Here is a 22,866-nt window from a genome sequence, read left to right on the forward strand (position 1 = left end):
CGCGGCGTCCCATCGGGGTGGCAACAATGTTTGCCACCAACGGAATCTCGATTTCCTCGGTGCTGCCGTGGTATCCAACATTCAAAACCAACTGGGAGCTCTCCGACTTAGTCTTCGGTCTCCTCGTCACCGCCGTGGCAATCGGTTCGCTTGCCTCGACGGTGCTGCCTGCCTGGGCTGAGCGCACGTTCGGTGCGCGGCCCGTCATGATCGTGGGCACCGTCATTACGGCGGTCTATCTCGTCGGTATCGGCCTTGCCCCTGGAGCCTGGGCGCTCGCTGTCCTGCTGCTCTTGTTCGGCCTCACCGACGCAATCATTGACGTCTCCCAAAACGTCGCAGCCGTGCGCGTCCAAACCGAGATGGGGCGCTCCATTATGAGCTCCCTGCACGCATGCTGGTCGCTCGGTGCCGTCCTCGGCGGCATCGGAGGTACCGCAGCCGCAGTCGCTGGTGTTCCCATCTGGGCGCATCTCAGCGCGATTGCCGTGCTCCAAGTCATCCTTGTCGCATTGGCAGCCTGGCTGATGGGTGATGTCAGTGGCACCGACCAGCAAGATAGTGCCACAGCAGAGCCAGCGCAAAGCTCGGCAAAAATCACTTCTCGTGTCGTCTGGCTCGCCTTGCCTGCAGCGATTGTGGCCACCGCCGGAACCATGGTGGAAGACATCGGCAATAACTGGGCGGCTCTGTCGGCGACCACGCTGTCGTCGATAAGTGTTGCCGCCGCGGGCAGCGCCTACATTGTGCTCTTCGCAGCGCAGACCATCGGCCGCTTTGCGGGCGATCTGCTGATCAACCGCTTTGGTCGCGTCGCCGTGGCGCGTGCGGGAGGCTTCAGCATTGCGCTCGGCGGCCTGGCGGTCGTGCTTGCCACCAACCCGATTCCGCTTTACATTGGCTATGCCCTAGCAGGCTGGGGCTGTGCGACCCTAGTGCCAAGTGCGTACGCCGCCTCGGCGATGCTGCCGGGCGTTGCGCAATCGACTGGTATGACCGTGGTCAGCTGGCTCATGCGCGTCGGTTTCATGGCCACAAGCCCGCTCATCGGTGCGCTTTCACAGGCCACCTCGCTGCGCGTCGCGCTTGTGATTTTGCCCCTCGCGGGTGTCGCCGTCGTGTTGTCTGCGCCGGGGTTGCGCGGGCACGTGGTAAAACAACAGTAATGAAACGGCGCCTTTCCACCCTGTTTGCAACCCTGCTCACCGCGGGAGTTGTTCTCTCGGGCTGTTCTGCTAACCCGGGCCCAGCACCGGTGGTTGAGCCGACGCCCTCGTCGTCAACATCCACGGCCCCAACCACCACGCAGGCGCGTTCCGCGCGCACCGAGGCAGCGGTCGGCGTTGAGCCGTTACGTAACGGTTTCAATCCGCATTTGCTTAGCGACGATTCCTCTGTGGTTCGTTCGATTGCGAAGCTGGTGTTACCCAGCGCCTTCAATGACGGCAAGCTCAACAAAGACTTGCTGCAATCGGCCGAGATCATCGAGCCTGCCCGTTCCTCTGGAACTGTGATGACCGTGCGCTACGTGATCCAGGATGCCGCCCAATGGTCGGACGGCACCCCGATTACTGGCTCCGATTTCTCCTATTTATGGCGCGGAATGTCCACCTCGCCGGGTGTGATCAACCCGGAAGGATACCGGGCGATCAGCGATGTCCGCGTGATTGGCAGCGGTGCCAAGACAGTAGAAGTGGACTTCCATACGCAGGTAGCGGAATGGCAATCGCTGTTTGATTTTCTTTTGCCTTCGCACCTGTTGGACTCCAGTGCGGACGGTTTCCTGGTGGGTCTTCGCGACGATATTCCGGCATCAGCGGGGCGCTATTTGGTGGAGAAGGTCGACCGTGCCAGGGGAGTGATCTCGCTGAATCGCAACGACAGGTTCTGGGGGCAGTCTCCCGCGCAGATTGATATCTTGTCCCTAGTAGAGACTCGTTCCACGACGCATAGCGCCGACCAACTACGTGCGGGCCAGCTGCAATTTGTTGATGTTTTGCCTGGTGAGACCACCCGGGATACCTACGCGCTGATTCCCGATATCCAAAACAGGTTGATTCAGTCGCAGCGCCAGCTCGGCTTGACCTTGTCTACCACCTCGCCGATCCTGTCCGACCACGCTGCCCGCGTGGAGTTGCGCGGGCTCGTCGATGTACCCCTGATCGCACGCCTCGGTGCGGGTCGTTCCACCGACCTCAATGTCGCGGATTCGGAACCTGTCAACGAGGCAGAACCCGCACTGCTGCGCAGCAAAATTGAAGCCTCGGGGCGCCCTCTGCGCATTGGTGCCGATCCTGCCGACGCCACCGCCTCAGCCTCAGTCCGCTCGCTCGTCGACCTATTGAAACAACGCGGAATTGACGCGGAGGTAGTCTCCACTGACATCACCGACCTGACCAGGAACCGGCTGCCCAACGGCGAGGTCGACGCCATCATGACGCGAGAATGGATCGATGGCAGCCTCAATTACGTCGCAGGCGCACTGCGCTGTCCCGACGAAACCACTGGTCTGCGCTCCGGAAACCTCTCGGGGCTGTGTATGCCAGAGTCCGAAAGCGTGTCCACAATGGCGTTGTCCGGCGAGATCAGTGTTGAAAAAGCACAAGAACTTCTCGACGATTTCCAAACCCAGGAAGCCACCTGGGTTCCGTTGCTGAGGGAACAAAGAGTCCTTGCTCTCAGCCCGGGTATCATTGGCCCTGATCCAGATCTTGAGGCATGGACCGACGGGCTGGCAACCGCTGACACGTGGAAGCTTCCGGCAGAAGCCACTACGAGTACCACCACTTCAACGACCCAGCCGACAATTGCTGAGGAGGAACAACAGTTTTGAGTGACTTAACTAATCGGGGGCTAACACGCGACCTCTCGGGATACCGGGTGGTTGCCGTGCACGCGCACCCTGATGATGAATCGATTGTCACCGGCGGAGCCCTTGCTGATCTCGCCCGACGCGGGGCAGACATACTCGTCGTTACGTGCACTCTTGGCGAAGAAGGCGAAGTAATCGGCGAGACCTACCAGGGCCTGGTCAATGACGAAGCCGACCAACTTGGTGGTTTCCGTATTGCTGAGCTTAAGCGAGCGCTTGCCATTCTGGGTGTGCGGGGAACTTTCCTCGGTGGCGCTGGTGCCTTCCGTGATTCCGGGATGGTGGGCTCACCAGCACATGCGAATCCCCGTGCCTTCGTCAACTCGGGCGAACGCGCCGTTGAGGAGCTAACGCGCATTTTCGAAGCAGAACGCCCCCACCTGGTTCTTACGTACGGCCCCGACGGCGGGTACGGCCACCCAGACCACATCCGCACGCACGAGATTACTCATGCGGCAGCCCAGCGCGTAGAGGTCCCGCGCATCCTCTGGTCCGTGCATCCACGCGACGAGCTCGAAGCGAACGCTGCGACGACCATTCCCGCAGGGTGGCGCGCACCAAAGCCTGGAGAACTCGCCGCAGTAGAGCACACCGATACCTGGGTGGAGCTCGACGAGGTGACCTACCACCAGAAGGTCGAGGCGATGCGTGCGCACGCTACACAGATCTGGGTCGCCGACGGATATGTCTCCGAGACGAATCCTCATGCTGCCTGGGGTGCGGGCCCCGATGTTGTGTTTGCACTGTCCAACTTGATCGCGCAGCCGATTCTCAAGCGCGAGCATTACCAATTCGGCGCTGGGCTGGCACTCGAGCACGGCGCTGATTTGCTCAGCGGAATTGAAAAGTGAATTGAAAAGTAAGCAGAAAAACACAGTGGAATCTCGTTCTGTCACTCGCACCGACTACTCGCGTAGCGAACAAGTCACCGGCCTGACCTGGCTTTCTTTGGGAGCGGTGTTCTCGCTGCTTCTTGAGGTGGTCTACCTTGGTACCTGGATCGGTCCCGTGCCGTTTCCGTACACGATTGTGCTGGCGTTCTTCTTCAACATGGTGCTCACCCGCACTGCAAAGTTGTGGACCACCTCCTGGTGGGTCGCGCTGATTCCGCTCGGTGTGTGGGTCCTAGCTTTCTTCGGGCTGATGTTCGGAGTAGGAGTGACCGGAGACATGTTGCTTGCCAATAATATTCGAACCCTGCTGTTGCTCTTCCTGGGGATACTGGGTGGTTTATACCCTGTGCTTCGGGGTAAATGACATAATTACGAAAAGCCAGAGTACGATTTAGCCAAATAGTTCATGCGTCAGGAGTTTGAGTAAATCCAATGACATACGTTATTGCCCAGCCATGCGTCGACGTCCTCGATCGTTCGTGCGTAGAAGAATGCCCAGTTGATTGCATTTACGAAGGTAAGCGCATGCTGTACATCCACCCAGATGAGTGCGTGGATTGCGGCGCTTGTGAGCCTGCCTGCCCAGTCGAGGCGATCTTCTACGAAGATGACACTCCAGATGAGTGGGCAGACTACTACGATGCAAACGTCGGCTTCTTCGACGATCTGGGCTCCCCAGGCGGAGCTGCAAAGCTTGGCCCACAGGACTTTGATCACCCATTCGTGGCGGCACTGCCTCCACAGAACCAGGAATAGAGCCTGTGGTTCGTACGCCTCTTAGCTCTGTCCTGCCTGATTTCCCATGGGATTCCCTTGCCTCGGCGAAGGAAACGGCCAACGCCCACCCAGGCGGGATTGTCAACCTTTCGGTAGGCACACCAGTCGACCCGGTGGACCCCAGCATCCAGCTCGCGCTGGCTGAGGCTGCCGCAGAGCCTGGCTATCCCACCACAGTAGGCACCGACGAGCTGCGCGAGGCCATTGTTGCTGCCCTGGAGCGTCGCTACCAGATGGAGGGCCTTGATACCTCTTCTGTATTGCCTGTGATTGGCACCAAGGAAGCCATCGCGTGGCTACCTACTTTGTTGGGCTTGCGCGGAGAAAAGATCATCATTCCCACGGTGGCGTACCCCACCTACGAGGTTGCGGCCTTGATCGCGGGATGCACCCCGGTGCGTTCCGACGAGCCCGTCGAAGGCGCCGCCTTGGCGTTTATCAATTCGCCCTCCAACCCGACTGGCAAGGTAGCCAGCGCCGAGGAGCTCAAGGTCTGGGTCAATTTCGCCCGCGAGACCGGCTGCATCATCGCCTCTGACGAGTGCTACTTGGGCCTGGGCTGGGACGACGAGCACAAGCCCGTCTCGATTTTGAGCCACGAGGTCGCAGGCGGGAACAATACCAATCTCATCGCGGTGCACTCGCTGTCAAAGACGTCGAATCTGGCCAGCTACCGTGCGGGTTACTTGGCGGGCGATAAGGCATTGATCGCGGAGCTGACCGAGGTGCGCAAGCACGCCGGTTTGATGGTTCCCGGCCCCATTCAGCACGCCATGGTTGTGGCGCTAAACAACGACCTGCAAGAAAAGCTCCAGCACGCCACCTACGCGGTGCGCCGTGCGAAGCTGCTCAAGGCCGTGCTCAAGGCGGGCTTTAACGTGGACAACTCCGAGGCAGGGCTCTACCTGTGGGCTACCCGCGGCGAGAACGGTCGCAAGACCGTCGAGGCTCTGGCGGAGCTGGGTATCCTTGTCGCGCCCGGCGATTTCTATGGCCCGGCAGGCGAGAACTACGTGCGCATTGCGTTGACCGCAAGCGATGAGCGTATCGACGAGGCCTGCCACCGCCTCGAGGCGCTAGCCAACCAGGACGCCTAGGCCTGGAAGATGGGTCACAACCCCACTGGTCGGCCGCCGGCTCGAGACGGGGTAGTGGCCACCAAGGTCGTCCTGCGTGGCCATGTTCCCGCAGGCGAGTTTTTCGTGGCACGCAGCGGCGACAGTTCCTTTGTCCCGGGTACCTTGCTCGCCCCCGGGACCGAGCTCGATCGGCCCACCCCGGCCTGGCAGTTTCCCCAGGTCGACCACGAGCCCGTGATCCCTTTCGACTACCAGGTGCTTTTCGAAGACGATCGCATCCTCGTGGTGGATAAACCCCACTTCTTACCGGCCACGCCCAACGGCAGGATCGTCCGTGAGACTCTCCAGACTAGGTTGCGCGCTCGCTTCGGCGAAGAAGTCACAGTCGTCCACCGGCTCGACCGGCTCACCGCTGGACTTATGCTGGCGGTGAAACACCCGCAGCACCGGGCTGCCTACCATGAGCTTTTCGCTCGTCGAGAAGTGCGCAAGACCTATCTTGCTCGGCTCAGCGCACCCGTTGAGTCCCAGCCTTGGCAGGAACTCCACCTGGGCATGCGCAAGGTGGGGCGCCGGGTGATCGTCGATAAGCAAGGCACACCGACGGTGACTTTATGGCGCACGCTTGACCACGACCCCGAGCGTCGCACCGTGGAGTTGCGGCCACTCACGGGGCATACGCATCAACTGCGCGTGGTGTGTGACTATCTGGGAGCCGGGATTATCGGCGACGATATGTATCCGAATGAGCGTGAGCTGGACCTGTATAACTATTCGGATCCACTGCATTTGCTGGCAAAAGGCTTAGAGTTCCGTGACCCCTTCGAAGAGAGGGCGCGGGAATTCGTCTCGGAGCGTGCTTTACCCACTAGAATGGACTGAACCCCTGATTTAGTTCAGGTTTATTTCTGGTTAATTTATTGGTCCGATTCCGAAACGAGGTGGGTTAATGGCGGTGGAAGTTTCTGACGAAACTGAAACGTCCCCGAGCACCCGCAAGGTCTCCGCAGTGCGGATGCTTAACAACATGCGCCAGTTCATCATGTTCGGCATCGTGGGCGGATCGGGCACACTGGTTAACTTGTTGGTCACTTATCTGTCGAAGAAGTCGGCGGAGTGGGGCTGGGGGGTTCATGAAAATGATGTGTTCATGAATTTGCTCGGCACCGAGTACAACATCCGCTGGTACCACGTCTTTGCCACGATCGCGTTTTTGGTGGCAAACACGTGGAACTACCAGCTCAACCGTTCGTGGACCTTTAGGGGGATCACGAAGCGTTCCTGGATTCGCGGCTTCTTCCCATTTTTGGCTACCGGGCTTGTGGCGTTTGCGGTGTCGCAGATCATTCTGACTCTGCTGATGAATCCGACCAGCCCAGTGGGTCTGCCGGACGACGTATTCGATAACTCCACTGGCTTTAGAACCAAGTTCTACTGGGCACAGGCCATCTCGATCATTGTGGCGATGCCGGTGAACTTCGTGATCAATAAGGTGTGGACCTTCGCGAAACCCAAGGTCAAGGTCGTTTCCTCCGAGGAGCCAGACGAGCGCCATACTTAAGTCGCTCTCGGCAGGCTCTGCTTGCGCAATATATTGTGCACTCTTGCCCCGACAACTGTCCTCGCGCCGTGCATAATAGCGGGCAGGGACGTTGCTCGGGGGACTTCATCCCGCACCTTTTGTTGCACGTCTCCCCTGCAGAATCGGGGGATTCATGGTGGCACTAGACCTTTCTTTAGATACGGCCGAGTTACGGTCGCACGCAACAACAACACATTCGCTTATCGACGAGCTGCAGACCCTGCGCAGCCAGACGGTTTCAGCCGGTCTGGGAGAAAACTTCACGCCTCTCCCGGGCCTTCGCGAGCTCGGGCGCTATCACGGGCTGTGCCTCAACGGGGCGGAGGGCTCTTCGGTCAGCGCGATCGACTTTCTCACGCGCCTAGTTCGGTTCGCCTCTGATTCCTTCGAGGCGGATGCCACCGCCTTCGAGCACGTCGAAGACTCCCACGCCGCAGCCTTGCGCGGGGTATCTCAGGAGACACTCTTAATGAGTTTTCCAGTGCGCCCAGCCACCGGTCCGCAGGCCGTTGGGTATCTACCCACTAGTGAGCACGTGGTGCAGTCGGCAGGTACTTTCAGCTCCGCTTCGGTGGAGAGTCTGCGCGGCGGCCTTGCAGCGACCTCTCTGATCGAGGTCGAGGAGGGAGCTCGACTGTGGTCCGAGCTGGCGCGGGTGGCGCAGGCAGTCGCTCACCACTTCGCGTCTACCTCTAGCTCTCTCGAGGCGGGCTCTACCGGGTCTGTCGTGGAGGCCAGCACGCAGACGCTGCGCGAGTTCGCAGGTCAGGCCGAGGCGATCGCCCGGGCGGCCCAATCGATGGGCGGTGTCGTGCAGTTGATTACGGGCATCGTGCAGGCTCTCAGGGGTGCGCTCGGGCTCCTCGAGACAGGTCTAGCAGGCCTACCAGCCGAGGCGCGTGTCCTTGTGGAACGCAGCTTCCTCGACGCCATCCCGGAAAATCTTATGGCTCTGGTCGCGCGAGCATTGGCGCCCTTCGCCTCCTTGCTCGACCTCTTCACTTCGGGGTGGATCCTCAAGGGCTTGCCCCAGCTGGTGTGGCCAGACGACGTGGCGGCAAGGATGTGCTGTAGCGATCTTCATCTCGCAGAGACAGAGCTTCACGACGAGGGCGCCATCGAGCCTGACATCGACCTTGATGAGACCCCAACGGAAACTGCGACGGCGTCTTTGAGTAGCGCACCTGCCTTAAGCTCTGTAGGTGCTGTTTCTACCGCGCTCTCGGGTGTGGGCGGGGCACCATCTGTGGGACTCGGCGCCGGTGTGTCCATGGCGGTGCCGCGTGCCTCGAGTGTCCCTGCGGGGATCTCCGTCGGCTCCTTGGGTTCTATTGGTGGGGCGCAGGCTGGGGCTGGCCAGATGATGGCTCCCATGGGGGCGGCGCGTACCGCGGCAGTTCCACAAAATAAGCGCAACCCCGCCGTTGGGACGGGGCTGCGCTAGTTTTGCTAGTTCTTATGCAGCTCTTCATTCAAGGAGATACCAGGCGAGCGGGTGGCCTCCACTGAGCCGGATACGGAATTGCGGCGATACAGGATACCGCTCTTGCCGGTCAGCTCGGATGCCTTCATCCGCGACGAGTCAACTACACCGAGTTGCTTTGCTACATCGCCCAAGACGGTAACTTTCGCGCCTGCGGTGAGGTAGAGGCCAGCCTCGACCACGCAATCGTCGCCAAGCGAAATGCCCACGCCAGAGTTCGCGCCGAGTAAGCAGCGTTCACCAATGGTGATGGTTTCCTTGCCACCACCCGACAGGGTGCCCATGATGGAGGCGCCGCCGCCGATGTCGGTGCCGTTGCCCACGGTGACGCCCGCGGAGATGCGGCCCTCGACCATGCCAGCGCCCAGGGTGCCGGCGTTGAAGTTGACGAAGCCTTCGTGCATGACCGTGGTGCCCTCAGCTAGGTGAGCGCCGAGGCGCACGCGGTCGGCGTCGCCGATGCGTACGCCGGTGGGAACGACGTAGTCGACCATGCGAGGGAACTTGTCCACCGAGTAGACGGTCACGGGGCCCTTGCCAGCGAGGCGGCCACGGACCATCTGGAAGTCGGCTACGGCGCAAGGGCCGTAGTTCGTCCAGACCACATTGGCGAGCAACCCGAACAAGCCGTTGAGGTTTGCGCCGTGAGGCTTGATCAGGCGGTGGGAAAGAAGGTGCAGGCGAAGGTAACCGTCGTAGGCATCGATGGGTGGATGAGCCAGATCTTCGATGGAGGTTTCTACCGAGATGCGGGCAACACCACGATCCTCGTCGGGACCCACTAGGTTCAGGAACTGCTGCGGAGTGTCGTCGAGACGCTCCGTGCCGGTAGACGAGACCGATTCACCGATCTTGGGTGCTGGGTACCAGACATCTAGAACGGTTCCATCGTGAGTCACTGTTGCTAAGCCGCGGGCGTATGCAGAAGTCATGAAGTTAGTGAGATTCCTTAAGTTGAACCGTACGTTGCGAATTGGCTTTCGTGGTCAGCGAAAGAAGCGCCACAACTGCCGTCAAAATAATAACCGAAATGACCTGCGCGCGGGACGCATCGTCGAAAAGCATCAGTATGACAAGAGCCACAAGTGCGATCACGGTGGCCCAAGGCAGCCATGGCCAACCGCCTACGCGCACGGTGGTGATCTCGTTGTTCCTCTCAAGTTCGGGGTGCAGCTTGATGTAGCTGAACGCGATCATCAGCCAGATCACCATCAGGGTGCCACCGACTGCATTGAGCAGGAAGTCCAGCAATCCTGTTGGGTTCCACCACTGCAAACCAACGGAGACAAAAGCGAAAATCATGGACAAGATCACGCCGTTAATAGGCACGTTGTCGCGGTTGGTCTTGGCCAGAGCCTTTGGTGCATCGCCGGAAAGCGCGAGGTTGTGCGATAGGCGGGAAGTGGCGTAGATCTGCGCGTTGAATGCAGAGAGCAGTGCCAGCACGATCACGGCCTCCATGAAGCCAACCGCACCTGGGATGTTTGCCAGAGAGAGCACCGCGGTGAATGGGGACTCCGCGGCGGTGTCGGCGCCCTGGATCTGGTCGTAGGGGAGCAGCAAAATAATCACCAACACGGAGCCGATGTAGAAGACCGAGATACGGAAGATCACGCTGCGAACTGCGGTCGCAATAGAGCGCGAAGGATTCTCGGATTCTGCGGCGGCGATGGTCACCATCTCGATGCCGCCAAAAGCAAAGGCAACGGCGAGCAGGCCAGCTGCGATACCCGTAATGCCATTAGGAGCAAACCCAGATTCTTGGATATTGGTCAGGCCCACAAAATCATGGCCGGGCAACCAACCAAGCCAGAGCAAAACACCAATGATGATAAACAGGACGATTACGGCCACCTTGACGAAGGAGAACCAGAACTCGAATTCACCGAAGCCACGCACGCGGGCGAAGTTCACCACGGCGAAGAAGACCACGGCGATGAGAGCAGGGATCCACGGGTCGACGCCAAACCAGGAACCCATGATGGCGGCAGCGCCTGTCATTTCGGCGCCCATCACCATGACCAGCATGAACCAGTACAGCCAGCCGGTGGTGAATCCCGCCGAGTGGCCGAATGCCTGGCGGGCGTAAGTGGAAAAGGAACCTGAAGAAGGCCGTGCCGCGGCCATTTCGCCGAGCATGCTCATCACCAGCACGACGATGATGCCTGCAATGACATAAGCAATGAGGATCGCAGGTCCTGCGGCGTTGATGCCTACGCCAGTGCCAAGGAAGAGGCCTGCGCCGATGGCGGAGCCCAGCCCCATCATGGTCAGGTGTCTGGTTTTTAGGCCAGAGCCGAGCTTTGTATTATTTTTCTCTGTCACGAGCGGTCACTTTCATCGCAAGGTGAGTGTTGAATCGAAAACATTAACAATTCTCAACTGTAATCAACAGCACTTCCACAGCTTCTATTGACCGGCGTTACGGCGCTTAAAGATGATTTCTATAAAGAAACTATTTCCGGTGGTCTGAGGCTCGAGATTAGACCCAACCTTAGACCCAGCCTTAGACCCAACGCAGCACCGGAATGCTAAACCCTGGTTCATTCTTCACGGACCAGCCCGAGCGTCCCGAGAGCTCAATTGCCGGAATATCATCGCCCGAATGCTGGTCGTGGATCATGGAGTCCGGTTCCAACATGACGTTGACGCCGATACTGCAATTATCGCCCATCTCAATACCAATCAAACCCGAGGACGTGCGCAGCACACAGTTCGAACCAATATGAAGTGGCGTGCGGTTGTGGCGTTCATTGCGCAAGGCCATGATCGTCGATGAGAGGCCAACATCAGTTCCACCTTCAATAACAACTGACGACGACAGGCGGCCCTCAATACGCGTTGCGCCCAACGTGCCGGCATTGTAGGAAACATAGCCCTCACGCATCACGCTTGTGCCCGGGGCAAGGTAGGCACCCAAGCGCACGCGCTCGGCTTCGGCGATGGAAACACCGGAAGGCACGACGTAATCCACCATGCGGGGAAGGCGCTCGATGCCGTAAACGTGAATCAAGCCGCGGGTACGCAAAGCTGCACGGACAAACTCGAAGTTGTCCGGCAAACATGGCCCCTTATTTGTCCACACAACCGGCAACAAGTGGTCGAGGATGTTCTCCATGTTCAGCTCAAGGGGGCGAACAATGCGGTGGGAGAGCAGATGCAGACGCAGGTACACGTCGTGAGCATCAACCGGAGGCTGGTTCAGATCAGCAATGGTGGTACGCACTGCGACCTGCTCGACCATGCGGTCCTCGTCGATACGCACGAGCTGCAGCAGACGTGCAGGCAAATGGTTCGCGCCTAGGCGGTGGGTGCCCGATTCTAGGCCGACGGCTTCTTCGCCTTCGACCAGCTCGGGGTCTGGATACCAAGTATCAAGGACAGACCCGTCCATTCCGATGTTGGCAATCCCGATTGCGTACGCTCCGATTGTCATGGCAATTACCTTAGTGTGCCCACCCCTCTTAAGCATCCGGGGAAGCCGGACATGCGTATTATTGGGCGCGTGCATGTACTCGATCTGAATTCCGACCCAGTCGACCTGACCGCTGCGCTGATTGACGTGGCCAGCCCCTCTCACCAAGAGAAGGAGATCGCAGATCTGATCGAGCTCTCCCTGGAACAACTCGATGGGGTGGAAAGGTACCGTTTCGGCAACACGCTTGTCGCTCGCACTAACCGTGGTCTGCCCCAGCGCGTGGTGCTGGCAGGCCACATTGACACGGTGCCAATCGCCGATAACGTGCCCCACACATTAAAAGATGGCGTGCTCTACGGCTGCGGCGCGGTGGACATGAAATCGGGCCTGGCCTGCTACCTCAAAAGCTTTGCGGATCTTGCCAATCACCCAGACCTCGCCTTCGACCTCACACTGATCGCCTACGAGGCAGAAGAGGTCGAAAGTCAGTACAACGGGCTCGCTCACTTAGAGCGCGACCACCCAGAGTTGCTCGCCGGAGACCTCGCGCTGCTCGGGGAGCCTTCCGGTGCCGTCGTTGAAGCCGGTTGTCAAGGTTCCATCCGCGTCCACATCACCGCACGCGGCACCCGCGCCCATTCCGCGCGCGCCTGGCTCGGGCACAACGCCGCCCACGATCTCGCGGGCGTCCTCGGGCGCATTGCAAACTACAGCCCGCGCCGGGTCACCATCGCCGGCTGCGAGTACCGCGAAGGCCTCAACGTCGTGGGGCTTCGCGGGGGAGTAGCCACCAACACCATCCCCGACGAAGCCACCCTTGTGGTCAACTTCCGCTTCGCCCCCGACCGCAGCCTTGAGGAAGCGAAAGCCCACCTCGAGCAGACACTTGCTTTAGAAGAAGGCATAGAGCTGCTTTACGACGACGCCGTGCCCGGCGCACTTCCCGGACTCGATGATCCAGTTGCCCAGGGGTTGATCACCGCCGTGGGGGGAAATGTTCGTGCCAAGTTCGGATGGACGGATGTTGCAAGGTTCTCTAGTCTGGGTATTCCGGCGGTGAATTATGGTCCCGGCGATCCAGGATATGCACATAAGATTGATGAGCAATGTCCGGTTGAACAAATTCACCAGGTAGCACGCAATTTGCGCGCCTATCTAACTTCCAAAACTTCACATTAAGCCCCACTTTTATCCCTTACACCGAGTAGAAAAGACGACGATTCATGGCACCTGAAATTACACCGAGGCCTGAAAAGGATCGACTGCTGCGCGGCCCACTTTTGGTTCGCAGCCACGACGAACAAGAAGGTGGATCGACCTTCGACCAGCGCTTGCTGGAGCTTGGTGCCGATCACGATTGGAAGCATGCAGACCCATGGCGCATCCTGCGCATCCAATCGGAGTTCGTCTCCGGCTTCGATGCACTGACAGAACTATCCAAGGCTGTCACCGTGTTTGGGTCGGCACGTTTGGGCGAGGGCACGCCAGAGTACGCGCTGGCCTGCGAGCTGGGCGAGGCGCTTGCGAAGTCCGGCTACGCTGTGATTACCGGTGGTGGCCCTGGTCTAATGGAAGGCCCCAACCGCGGTGCCTACGAGGCAGGCGGGATGTCTGTCGGTCTGGGCATCGAGCTTCCTCACGAGCAAAGCCTCAACGCCTGGGTCGATCTGGGCTTGAACTTCCGTTATTTCTTCGTGCGCAAGACCATGTTCTTGAAGTACTCCCAGGCCTTTGTCACCCTGCCAGGTGGCTTTGGCACCTTGGATGAGCTCTTTGAAGTACTGTGCATGGTCCAAACTGGCAAGGTCACCAACTACCCAATCGTGCTCATGGGCACGGAGTTCTGGTCCGGCCTCATTGACTGGATAAGCTCCCAGCTCAAGGCTCGGGGCTTGATTTCCCCGAAGGACATGGATTTGTTCTTGGTCACCGACTCTGTTGATGAGGCCGTCGCGCACATCATCGACGCCCACAAAGTCATGTCTGACGGGCGCCTGTCCGACAAGAGCGCAAAGGATAACGAGTAGCGTCTGTGTTTGAAGCGTCCGAATCATCCACCATGGCCCAAGTAATGGCCATTGTGAACCGCACCCCAGATTCCTTCTATGACAAGGGGAAGACATGGGGCCTTGAGGCTGCACTCACGCGTTGCGACGAAGTCGTGGCCCAAGGGGCAACCATCGTCGATATTGGTGGTGTGAAAGCAGGCCCTGGCGACAACGTTGACGCTGCGGAAGAAATCGATCGTGTTGTACCAATGATCGCTGCTGTCCACGAGCGCTACCCCTCGCTGATTATTTCGGTAGATACCTGGCGCGCCGATGTCGCAGAACACGCCATTAGCGCGGGTGCCACCTTGATCAATGACACGTGGGCTGGTTGGGACCCGGAACTCATCGAGGTCGCCGGTGCCCACAAAGTCGGCTACGTGTGCTCACATACCGGGGGAGTCACGCCTAGGACGCGTCCCCACCGCGTGCACTTCGACGACGTTGTTGCCGATGTCATCGCGGAGACAACTGGCTTAGCTGAAAAGGCCGTAACCGCAGGTGTTCCCGAGGAAAAGGTATTCATCGACCCAGCTCACGACTTTGGGAAGAACTCCTTCCACGGTCTCGAGCTGCTTCGCCGTGTCGACGAGCTCGTCGCCACCGGATGGCCCGTGCTCATGGCACTGTCCAATAAGGACTTCGTTGGTGAAACCCTCGACCGCCCTGTTGGCGATCGGGTCCCCGGAACCCTTGCGGCAACAGCCTGGGCAGCGGCACGGGGAGTGGCGGCCTTTCGGGTGCACGAAGTCAAAGAAACTCTTGATGTCATCCGGATGACTGCAGCGATTCAGGGCGAGGTGGCCTCGCTGAATACGGTGCGAGGTCTTGCGTGAAAGTCTCAGTAGTAATTCCCGCTCTCAATGAGGAGTCGACGGTCGCGCAGGTTGTCCGCGCCGTGGCTGCAGATAACCCGGCTGAAATTATCGTGATTGATTCCGATTCCAGCGACGCCACGGCTGCCAATGCCAGCAGAGCGGGAGCCACGGTGATCTCGTGGAAAGACGTTGCCCCTGAGATTCCAACGAGCCCCGGCAAGGGCGAAGCGCTGTGGCGCGGTGTGCGTGCTGCCACCGGAGACGTTGTGGTTTTCGTCGATGCCGATCTGCACAGCATTCCCAATAACCTCGTCTCGCGCCTGTGTGCCCCGCTCGCAGATCCCGAGGTACACATGGTGAAAGCGGACTATACGCGGAGCTTCAATGGGGCACCGACCGGGGGCGGTCGCGTCACAGAACTGACCGCAAAACCGCTACTTTCCACCTATTTCCCCGAGGTGGGCCATATCCGCCAACCCCTCGGTGGCGAATACGCCTTGCGCCGTGAGACCGCACTGGAACTTCCCTTTGTCGCAGGCTACGGGGTCGAAGCCGGGCTAATCATCGACATTGCCATCAAGTACGGCCCGAGCGCTTTGGCACAAGTGAACGTGGGCAAACGAGTCCACAGGAACCGGCCATTATCCGAGCTTGCCCCCATGGCCGACGTCGTCGCGCGCACAATCTTGGGCAGGGCAGGCGTTTTACCGGATCCCACGCTCAACATTGCGCAGCGGCCGGCTTGGAACACGTTTCAGAACTCTTTGCACTAAATAATCACCAGTTAGGATGTAGCCATGTTGTCCTGGATTCTTCTCATCATCGTGCTGCTTGCCCTGATCGTGGTGGGCACGTGGGCGTTCGGCGAACTCTTCGGGCGTGGAGAGCTCCTTCCCCCGATGGAGGAATCCCAGGATGTGATCGCCGCCAATGCAGAAGCGATCCGCTCCGGGCGCATCGACGACATCGCTCTCGAGGTTGTGCCGCGTGGATATCGCCAGGACCAAGTCGATGCGATTATTGCCCAGCTCACACAATCCGACCGGGTTTCCCTCCCGAACCACCCCGCTCAAAGCGCTGTGACCAGCACTGATGAAATTTCTTCGCCTAGTAGCAACGAAAAAGAGGTAAAATAGGTAAGGTCAATCGTTTGCAGTGAAGGAGAATGGTCAATGGCAGCAATGAAGCCGCGCACCGGTAACGGCCCTATGGAAGCGGTGGAAGAGTCCCGGAAGATCGTGATGCGGATTCCATCCGATGGTGGGGGTCGTCTCGTCGTCGAAATGAATAAAGAAGAAGCAGCCGAGTTAGGCCAACTTCTCATGGATGTCGCCGCCGAGTAATCCCCGGCTCATACCGCTAGTACTGCAATATATCAATATATAAAGAAAAACCCACGTTAATCGTCTGTCACGCCATTGACGGGGTAGGCTTTCAGGCATGCTTTCAGATATCGTGCACCTGCTTGCTGATCCCGTCGATGGTTCCCCGCTCACCGGGGCAGACGATTTTTCTCGTCTTGTCTCCGAAAGCGGGCATTCTTACGACATCGCCCGCCAGGGCTACGTCACCCTCGCCTCGGGCGCAGGCATCAAGCACCACGGCGATAGCACCGAGATGGTTGCGGCGCGCGAGACCTTCTTGTCGCAGGGCCATTTCGCACGGTTCGTTGAGGCCGTCACTGCGGCAGTCCACGATGCAGTAGACGCATCGCTTGGCGACGATGACCGGGCCCCCAACCTCCTCGAAGTTGGAGCAGGCACCGGCTACTATTTGGCCCACACGCTGGACTCTTTCGATGGGGCCCTCGGCATCGGCATGGATATTTCCGTTCCCGCGGCGAAAATCCTGGCTAAAGCACACCCACGCCTTGGCGCGGTTGTGGCTGACGCCTGGGGAAATCTGCCCGTGCGCGACGGAGTCATCGATGCCCTGACCGTAGTTTTTGCTCCCCGCAACCCTGCCGAATTCGCCCGCGTACTCAGCGAGAATGGCCAAGTCATCGTCTTATCCGCAGATCAAGGCCACCTCGACGAACTGCGCGAGCCCCTTGGCATCTTGACCGTCGAAGACGGCAAAGTTGATCGCATGCTGGAACAGGCCAAGGGACACCTTGTTGCAGTTCAGGAACCTGAGCTCATCGAGTTCCCCATGACGCTGGACCGCGATTCCATCGCAGCCCAGGTCGGCATGAGCCCGTCGGCGCGCCACATCGACCCCACAGAGCTAGCTGACAAGCTCCAAGCTCTGCCCGACACCATGACTGTGACAGCGCGAGGCAACCTCACCAGGCTCGCCCGGGCCTAAGCCCCTAAGCCGAGGCCCGAGCCCGAGCGGCGCTACCGGCCGCGGCGCCACTCCGTTTGAATCGTTGCCTCATCTTTAGTGGCAACGCGAATTTCGGCAACGCCTTCCTTCGGAATGATCCGGCTAGACATAACTACGCTGCCACCGCCGGCATAAACCTCCAGCGTGTTGCCGTCGACCACGATGGAGATATTGTCCTCGTCGACCTCATCGAGGCGAGCCCGCGCCGGCGCATCAATGTGGCGGTCCACCGAGATCATGTCACCGCCATGAGTCACGGTAGCAATCACGTCGCCGGACTTATCGACGATTTCCGCCACCACACTAGAACCGCTAGGAATTTCGCATAAAGCACTCCAGAACTTGGCATTTTCTGACTGCTCGACGGCATCGGGAAGTCCCGCGGCAGGAGTTTGGAAGAGCTTGCCGCCCTGCAGCGTGGTGGAACGCGGAAGCGAGAGGGAATTGGCCCAACCTTCGTTCTTCCAGCTGGTTTGTTTGGTTTCGTCGTCGCCACGCCCTACTCCGTTGAACAGGCCGAACAGGTAGCCCTTGGAGTAGCGCTCCTCGCCGTCGACGGTGTCACGGGTGTAGTTGGTGTTGCGCGGGCGAGTAAAATCGTGGCCCTGGTCGATGCGCTGAAAAGGGGTGGAGATTTCAAAATTCGTGCCCTTGAGCTTGCCGACGATATAGCCCGACCGGTCGAGGCCATCTTTGCGCTCAATGGTGACAAGGAGGACATCGTAAATTTCACGGTCCACTTCGTCGCGAAGGCGAATCAACCGTGGCGCGACGAGAATGGCATCCTTGTCAAGACCTGTGTCACCGGTGAAAGTCAGTGGGCCGAGTAAGTCCCAATCGATTCCGTCGCCGGATTCTAAGATGACAGGAACTGGAGAGTCGGGCTCACCGGTGCTCGTGATCATGAGCCAACCAGCGTGGCCTTGATTGCGGTCATCCTCCGAGCGCCAGTCAGGCACCACGCAAGGGGAGCGGAAGCGCGAGAACTCCTTGGTATCCGAGATGACTATGCCGGAGCGGTGAACGGAAGGATCTAGCTCCAATGGGTCGTCGGTAATCTCTGCAAGATTAGTAATGTCTTCGACCCGCGCGAATTGAATCGAGGTGCCCGCCGCCGTCACCGAGGTGAAAAACAGGTCGGCTCCGCCGTTGTTGGACACCACCGAACCGGCCAAGACTTTAGTTTCTCCACCCTTGGCTGCGAGAACATCAGGGTAGACAGCCCAGTCAAAGGGACCGTCGTGCGAAACCTGGTGCCCCCAACGCGAAGGTTGGTCGGGCGCCGGCCGGTATTGGTAGAGCATGTGCCAGGTATCCCCGTTGCGCAGCATTCCTGCGGCGGCCTCGAGGATGCCAGACTCGGCGGTGACGTGGAGTTCAGGGCGGAGAGCAGACAAAATAACCCTTTCAGTTTGTGTTGAGACCCTAAGAAAGCGACTTGTAAATATCTACGGTTTGCTGCGCAATCGTGGCCCAGGAAAACTTATCCTTGGCGCGCGCAAGTCCGGCCTGACCGAAGGCGTGCGCCTTATCAAGGTCAGAGACCAAAGCATTGACGGCTGCGGCAATGTCGCGTTCGAAGCTTTCGGTGTCGTTTTCGTCGTAGTGGACTAGGGTGCCAGTCTCACCGTCGACGACAACCTCGGGAATGCCACCCACGTCGGAGGCAACAACAGCGGTCCCGCAGGCCATTGCTTCAAGGTTGACAATGCCGAGGGGCTCGTAGATGGAAGGGCACACAAACACGTCGGCGATGGAGTACACCTCGCGGATCTTGTCGGAAGACAACATGTCCTGTACCCAGAAAACACCGTCGCGGGTGGATTTTAATTCCTCGACGAGAGCCTTCGTCTGAGCGGCGATCTCAGGGGTATCAGGCGCACCAGCGCACAGCACGAGTTGGACATCGGGAGCGAAATGGCGAGCTGCCTTCACCAGGTGCTCGACGCCCTTTTGGCGGGTAATGCGACCAACAAACGCAACGATTGGCTTGGAGGTGTCCACCCCGAGCTCTTCCGCGACGGAGCCTTCGGTTGGGTACCACTTTTCCGTGTCAATGCCATTGAGAACTACGTGGACCTTTGACTCGTCGATACGTGGATACGCCTGAAGGACGGATTTTTTCATGCCCGCAGACACGGCAATTACCGCATCGGCGTATTCCATGGCGTTCTTTTCGGACCAGGAGGAGACATCGTAACCGCCACCAAGCTGCTCGCGCTTCCATGGGCGATCGGGCTCGAGAGAGTGCGCGGTTACTACATGCGGGATGCCATAGAGCTTCCCGGTGAGGTGGCCACCGAGACCGGCGTACCACGTGTGAGAATGCACGACGTCGATATTGTTGGCAGAGTTGGCCATTCGTAGGCCGGTGGACAGGGTCTTAATTGCGCTGTTGGCGTCATCGAGGGCTGGGTCAACCCCATGAACGTATACGCCGTCCATGTCGCGGGGTTCGCCCATGCAGTGGACGTCAACTTCGACGATCTCGCGCATGAAACGGGTTAATTCGGTGACGTGCACTCCAGCGCCACCATATACCTCGGGCGGGTACTCTCTTGTCATCATTCCGACTCTCATAACCACGAGGTTAGTCACGATTCGAAATTTGTGCAGAAACTCTTTGCGTAGCCTGCGCAGACACTGTGTAGGCACTGTGTGGGTGCTGTGTGGACGTGCTTGAGCCCCGACAAGGTCCCGACCCGGCCCCGACTCGGCCCCGCCTCGGCCCTGCCAAGAAACTTCCGATGTTGTGCAAACAACAGATTAAGTTTTAGGAGCCGGAACAATAATCCCCTGCAAAGTGCTTGGGAAAACAATATGCTGGGCAGTGTGAAGACTCAGCCAAATGTACTCTCAATTGTCCTCGCGGGCGGCGAAGGAAAACGTCTTTTCCCTCTCACCGCTGACCGCGCGAAGCCCGCTGTGCCTTTCGGTGGCAACTACCGTTTGGTCGACTTTGTGTTGTCCAACTTAGTCAACGCCGGCTTCTTAAAAATCGCAGTGCTGACACAGTATAAGTCGCACTCCCTAGACCGCCACATTGCTACCGCATGGAATATCTCGGGGCCGACGCCTCAGTACGTTGCTTCCGTGCCGGCACAGCAGCGCCGTGGCAAGCGTTGGTACAACGGTTCTGCCGATGCAATCGTGCAGTCCCTCAACCTGATCTATGACGAGAAGCCTGATTTCGTCCTCGTTTTCGGCGCTGACCACGTCTACCGCATGGATCCATCCCAGATGTTGGAGGATCACATTGCATCCGGAAAGTCCGCCACAGTTGCAGGAATTCGCGTGCCGCGCGAAGAGGCGACAGCATTCGGCGTGATCCAAGCTGATGGCGATGGCACAATCACCGAGTTCTTGGAAAAGCCAGCGGATCCTCCGGGCACTCCAGATGATCCAACCCAGGCCTATGCGTCGATGGGTAACTACATCTTCTCCACCGAGGCGCTTGTACAAGCGCTGCTCGAAGACGAGCAGAACGAAGACTCTGATCATGACATGGGCGGCGACATCATCCCGTACTTCGTGGACAGAGGCGAAGCCAATGTCTATGACTTCTCCGGCAACGAAGTCCCAGGTGCAACGGAACGTGACAAGGGGTATTGGCGCGACGTAGGTACCATCGACTCTTTCTATGAAGCACACATGGATTTGATTTCGGTTCACCCGATTTTCAACTTGTACAACAAGTCGTGGCCGATTCACTCCACTGCCGATAGCAACCTTCCACCGGCGAAGTTCGTGCAAGGCGGTATCGCGCAGTCGTCGATGGTCGCCCCAGGCTCCATCGTCTCAGGTGCAACGGTGCGTAACTCGGTGCTGTCCACCGATGTCCGCGTTGAGGAAGGCGCAACCGTCGAGGGGTCCGTGCTGCTGCCGGGTGTTCGCGTGGGCCGCGGCGCCGTCGTTCGTCACGCGATCTTGGACAAGAACGTCTACATCTCTGACGGCGAGACCGTTGGTGTCGATCATCCTCGCGATCAGGCACGCTACAAGGTTTCCCCTGGTGGCGTTGTCGTAGTGGGCAAGAACGAAGTGGTCTAGTACTGCCTCGCGCTGAGTTTGAAAGCGGGCTGGCCGGGCTCCCTGTGAAAGTGGAGATCCGGCCAGCCCGCTTGTTTTTGGCTTCGTTAGGCCTTGCGGGTGACCAGCGTCAGTCCGGCACCGAGCGGCAGGCGAGTCACAATCGCGTTTTCTAGCGTATCGACGAGCGCCTCTGCCTCTCGTGCAGCCTCAGTGTCGCGGTCTTTACGTGTGTCGTCGGCAAGCGTGCCGTCGAGAAGCGCATCGACGATAAAGAGCGAACCACCCGGCGTCAGGAGGGGATAGGCTGCCGTGATCAACGTGGAGCGATCGAGCGGTGCCGCATCCAGATACACCACCTGGTAGGACGCCGATGCCAGCCGACTTAATACATCGGCTGGTCGCGACGGTAAAAAGCGCCCCCGCGAAGGGGAGTAACCGGCGTCGCGGAACGCCTGGCGTGCACGGTTTTGATGGTCTGCCTCTGGGTCGATGCACGTCACCGTGGTTTTGTCGGCGAGGCCCTCAAGAAGATGCAGACCGACGACGCCCGCGGCTGGGGTAATCGCTACCGCACCGGCTGAATCGGGGTGGTAGGAAGAAGCAGCCAGGCTAGTCAGCAATTGTCCGGTAATTTCGTCAGGAACGTTGAGCCGGTATTCCTCGGCATCGGCGCGCGCCGAAGCTAAAGCCTCAGAAAGCTCGGTCTTGCTCGCGATATAACGCTGGATGGCTGAATATGCTGTTTCACTCACGCTGATAATTCTAGGCAGCGTAAGGCGGTAATTGGGGAAGCCACGGTGAGGTTTCTGGCTCGCCTATTCATCCGCCTAGTCATTCACAGAGTATATCCAGTCGAGTTTCTGGCTTTCGGAACCAAAATAGGCAAAAATAGACTGTATGAAGCGACAATCGGCAATTTCCAACGAAAATGACGTGCTTCCTGCCTCCGAGGGCGAAGAGCTCTCTGGAACAGCGGCATTCGATGCAGGACAAGCTGAGATGCCGTCATGGTCAGAATTAGTCGCAGAACACGCGGATAGCGTTTACCGTCTGGCTTTCCGCCTTTCGGGTAATCAACACGATGCAGAAGATCTTACCCAAGAAACCTTCATGCGTGTGTTCCGCAGTTTGAAGAAGTACCAACCGGGTACTTTTGAAGGCTGGCTGCACCGCATCACCACGAACCTATTTTTGGATATGGTGCGGCACCGCAGCAAGATTCGAATGGAAGCCCTCCCCGAAGACTATGAGCGTGTTCCTGGTACTGATATGACTCCGGAGCAGGCGTATAACGTCTCCAATTTAGACCCCGCACTCCAGCGTGCTCTCGACGAGCTCAGCCCGGATTTCCGCGTTGCGGTTGTTCTGTGTGACGTGGTGGGTATGACCTACGAAGAGATTGCGGAAACACTCGGTGTGAAGATGGGCACGGTGCGTTCAAGGATCCACCGCGGTCGATCCCAGCTGCGTGCATCATTGGAGGCCCAAGCTAAAAATGATGAGGATGTTCGCCTTTTGCTTCGGACGCGCTAAGCA

Annotated in this window: 24 protein-coding genes; 18 read left to right on the forward strand and 6 right to left on the reverse strand. The window is 58.9% G+C overall.

From position 1 onward, the window contains the following. Positions 1 to 26 precede the first annotated feature (26 nt). The 9 genes from ACXZ66_RS05770 (at position 27) to ACXZ66_RS05810 (ending at position 8,647) form a co-directional block, all read left to right on the forward strand. Complete coding sequence (locus ACXZ66_RS05770) at positions 27 to 1,166, forward strand: MFS transporter (RefSeq protein ID WP_458750938.1); 1,140 nt, start codon at positions 27 to 29, stop codon at positions 1,164 to 1,166. Next, on the forward strand, positions 1,166 to 2,833 hold the full coding sequence (locus ACXZ66_RS05775; RefSeq protein WP_458750939.1) for an ABC transporter family substrate-binding protein: 1,668 nt from the start codon (positions 1,166 to 1,168) through the stop codon (positions 2,831 to 2,833). Before ACXZ66_RS05770 ends, ACXZ66_RS05775 begins: the two co-directional genes overlap by 1 nt. After that, a complete protein-coding gene (mshB, locus tag ACXZ66_RS05780) occupies positions 2,830 to 3,723 on the forward strand; it encodes an N-acetyl-1-D-myo-inositol-2-amino-2-deoxy-alpha-D-glucopyranoside deacetylase (RefSeq protein WP_458750940.1) in 894 nt (297 codons plus the stop codon). The genes ACXZ66_RS05775 and mshB overlap by 4 nt, the downstream gene beginning before the upstream one ends. Before the next feature lie 25 nt (positions 3,724 to 3,748). Next, positions 3,749 to 4,129, forward strand: coding sequence for a hypothetical protein (locus ACXZ66_RS05785; RefSeq protein ID WP_458750941.1), 381 nt, complete (start codon positions 3,749 to 3,751; stop codon positions 4,127 to 4,129). A gap of 68 nt (positions 4,130 to 4,197) precedes the next feature. Continuing rightward, positions 4,198 to 4,521: a ferredoxin gene (gene fdxA, locus ACXZ66_RS05790; RefSeq protein ID WP_018295873.1), complete on the forward strand. Its 324-nt coding sequence runs from the start codon at positions 4,198 to 4,200 to the stop codon at positions 4,519 to 4,521. A gap of 5 nt (positions 4,522 to 4,526) precedes the next feature. Next, positions 4,527 to 5,639, forward strand: coding sequence for a succinyldiaminopimelate transaminase (gene dapC / locus ACXZ66_RS05795; RefSeq protein ID WP_458750942.1), 1,113 nt, complete (start codon positions 4,527 to 4,529; stop codon positions 5,637 to 5,639). 9 nt (positions 5,640 to 5,648) lie between these two features. Continuing rightward, positions 5,649 to 6,503: a pseudouridine synthase gene (locus ACXZ66_RS05800; protein ID WP_458750943.1), complete on the forward strand. Its 855-nt coding sequence runs from the start codon at positions 5,649 to 5,651 to the stop codon at positions 6,501 to 6,503. Between the two features lie 67 nt (positions 6,504 to 6,570). Next, on the forward strand, positions 6,571 to 7,182 hold the full coding sequence (locus ACXZ66_RS05805; protein ID WP_458750944.1) for a GtrA family protein: 612 nt from the start codon (positions 6,571 to 6,573) through the stop codon (positions 7,180 to 7,182). A 154-nt stretch (positions 7,183 to 7,336) separates the two neighbouring features. Beyond that, a complete protein-coding gene (locus tag ACXZ66_RS05810; protein WP_458750945.1) occupies positions 7,337 to 8,647 on the forward strand; it encodes a hypothetical protein in 1,311 nt (436 codons plus the stop codon). A 5-nt stretch (positions 8,648 to 8,652) separates the two neighbouring features. On the opposite strand, the gene dapD is transcribed toward ACXZ66_RS05810, so the two are convergent. From dapD to ACXZ66_RS05825, 3 genes are all read right to left on the reverse strand, one after another. Then, on the reverse strand, positions 8,653 to 9,618 hold the full coding sequence (dapD, locus tag ACXZ66_RS05815) for a 2,3,4,5-tetrahydropyridine-2,6-dicarboxylate N-succinyltransferase (RefSeq protein ID WP_458750946.1): 966 nt from the start codon (positions 9,616 to 9,618) through the stop codon (positions 8,653 to 8,655). Between the two features lie 4 nt (positions 9,619 to 9,622). Further along, complete coding sequence (locus ACXZ66_RS05820; RefSeq protein WP_458751289.1) at positions 9,623 to 10,954, reverse strand: amino acid permease; 1,332 nt, start codon at positions 10,952 to 10,954, stop codon at positions 9,623 to 9,625. A 238-nt stretch (positions 10,955 to 11,192) separates the two neighbouring features. Continuing rightward, positions 11,193 to 12,122, reverse strand: a complete 930-nt coding sequence (locus ACXZ66_RS05825; protein WP_458750947.1) for a 2,3,4,5-tetrahydropyridine-2,6-dicarboxylate N-succinyltransferase — start codon at positions 12,120 to 12,122, stop codon at positions 11,193 to 11,195. Between the two features lie 51 nt (positions 12,123 to 12,173). On the opposite strand from ACXZ66_RS05825, the gene dapE reads away from it, so the two are divergent. The 7 genes from dapE to ACXZ66_RS05860 all read left to right on the forward strand — a co-directional run bounded on the left by dapE (position 12,174) and on the right by ACXZ66_RS05860 (position 17,277). After that, complete coding sequence (gene dapE, locus ACXZ66_RS05830; protein WP_458750948.1) at positions 12,174 to 13,283, forward strand: succinyl-diaminopimelate desuccinylase; 1,110 nt, start codon at positions 12,174 to 12,176, stop codon at positions 13,281 to 13,283. Between the two features lie 44 nt (positions 13,284 to 13,327). Further along, positions 13,328 to 14,131, forward strand: a complete 804-nt coding sequence (locus ACXZ66_RS05835) for an LOG family protein (RefSeq protein ID WP_458750949.1) — start codon at positions 13,328 to 13,330, stop codon at positions 14,129 to 14,131. A 32-nt stretch (positions 14,132 to 14,163) separates the two neighbouring features. Next, positions 14,164 to 14,988 carry a dihydropteroate synthase gene (gene folP / locus ACXZ66_RS05840; RefSeq protein WP_458751291.1) on the forward strand — a complete coding sequence of 275 codons (825 nt, stop codon included), beginning with the start codon at positions 14,164 to 14,166 and terminating at the stop codon, positions 14,986 to 14,988. Next, entirely contained in the window at positions 14,985 to 15,743 is a 759-nt protein-coding gene (locus ACXZ66_RS05845; protein WP_458750950.1) for a glucosyl-3-phosphoglycerate synthase, read from the forward strand. Before folP ends, ACXZ66_RS05845 begins: the two co-directional genes overlap by 4 nt. Before the next feature lie 24 nt (positions 15,744 to 15,767). After that, a complete protein-coding gene (locus ACXZ66_RS05850) occupies positions 15,768 to 16,106 on the forward strand; it encodes a cell division protein DivIVA (protein WP_458750951.1) in 339 nt (112 codons plus the stop codon). A gap of 36 nt (positions 16,107 to 16,142) precedes the next feature. Continuing rightward, positions 16,143 to 16,313: a DUF3117 domain-containing protein gene (locus ACXZ66_RS05855; RefSeq protein WP_458750952.1), complete on the forward strand. Its 171-nt coding sequence runs from the start codon at positions 16,143 to 16,145 to the stop codon at positions 16,311 to 16,313. Between the two features lie 97 nt (positions 16,314 to 16,410). Then, entirely contained in the window at positions 16,411 to 17,277 is an 867-nt protein-coding gene (locus ACXZ66_RS05860) for a methyltransferase domain-containing protein (protein WP_458750953.1), read from the forward strand. 32 nt (positions 17,278 to 17,309) lie between these two features. Here the strand turns inward: ACXZ66_RS05860 and ACXZ66_RS05865 are convergent, their stop codons facing one another. Further along, positions 17,310 to 18,695 (reverse strand): GH32 C-terminal domain-containing protein, encoded by a 1,386-nt coding sequence (locus ACXZ66_RS05865; RefSeq protein WP_458750954.1) that lies wholly within the window; start codon positions 18,693 to 18,695, stop codon positions 17,310 to 17,312. A gap of 28 nt (positions 18,696 to 18,723) precedes the next feature. Continuing rightward, a complete protein-coding gene (gene glgA, locus ACXZ66_RS05870; protein WP_458750955.1) occupies positions 18,724 to 19,878 on the reverse strand; it encodes a glycogen synthase in 1,155 nt (384 codons plus the stop codon). Positions 19,879 to 20,130: 252 nt separating this feature from the next. Between glgA and glgC the strand changes: the two genes are divergently transcribed. After that, positions 20,131 to 21,348, forward strand: a complete 1,218-nt coding sequence (gene glgC, locus ACXZ66_RS05875) for a glucose-1-phosphate adenylyltransferase (protein WP_458750956.1) — start codon at positions 20,131 to 20,133, stop codon at positions 21,346 to 21,348. A gap of 86 nt (positions 21,349 to 21,434) precedes the next feature. Here glgC and ACXZ66_RS05880 read toward each other — a convergent pair whose 3' ends face one another. After that, entirely contained in the window at positions 21,435 to 22,082 is a 648-nt protein-coding gene (locus ACXZ66_RS05880) for an O-methyltransferase (RefSeq protein WP_458750957.1), read from the reverse strand. A gap of 145 nt (positions 22,083 to 22,227) precedes the next feature. Between ACXZ66_RS05880 and sigE the strand changes: the two genes are divergently transcribed. Next, positions 22,228 to 22,863, forward strand: a complete 636-nt coding sequence (gene sigE / locus ACXZ66_RS05885) for an RNA polymerase sigma factor SigE (RefSeq protein WP_458750958.1) — start codon at positions 22,228 to 22,230, stop codon at positions 22,861 to 22,863. The last annotated feature ends 3 nt before the right edge of the window (positions 22,864 to 22,866 follow it).

The organism is Corynebacterium sp. S7, assembly GCF_054401105.1.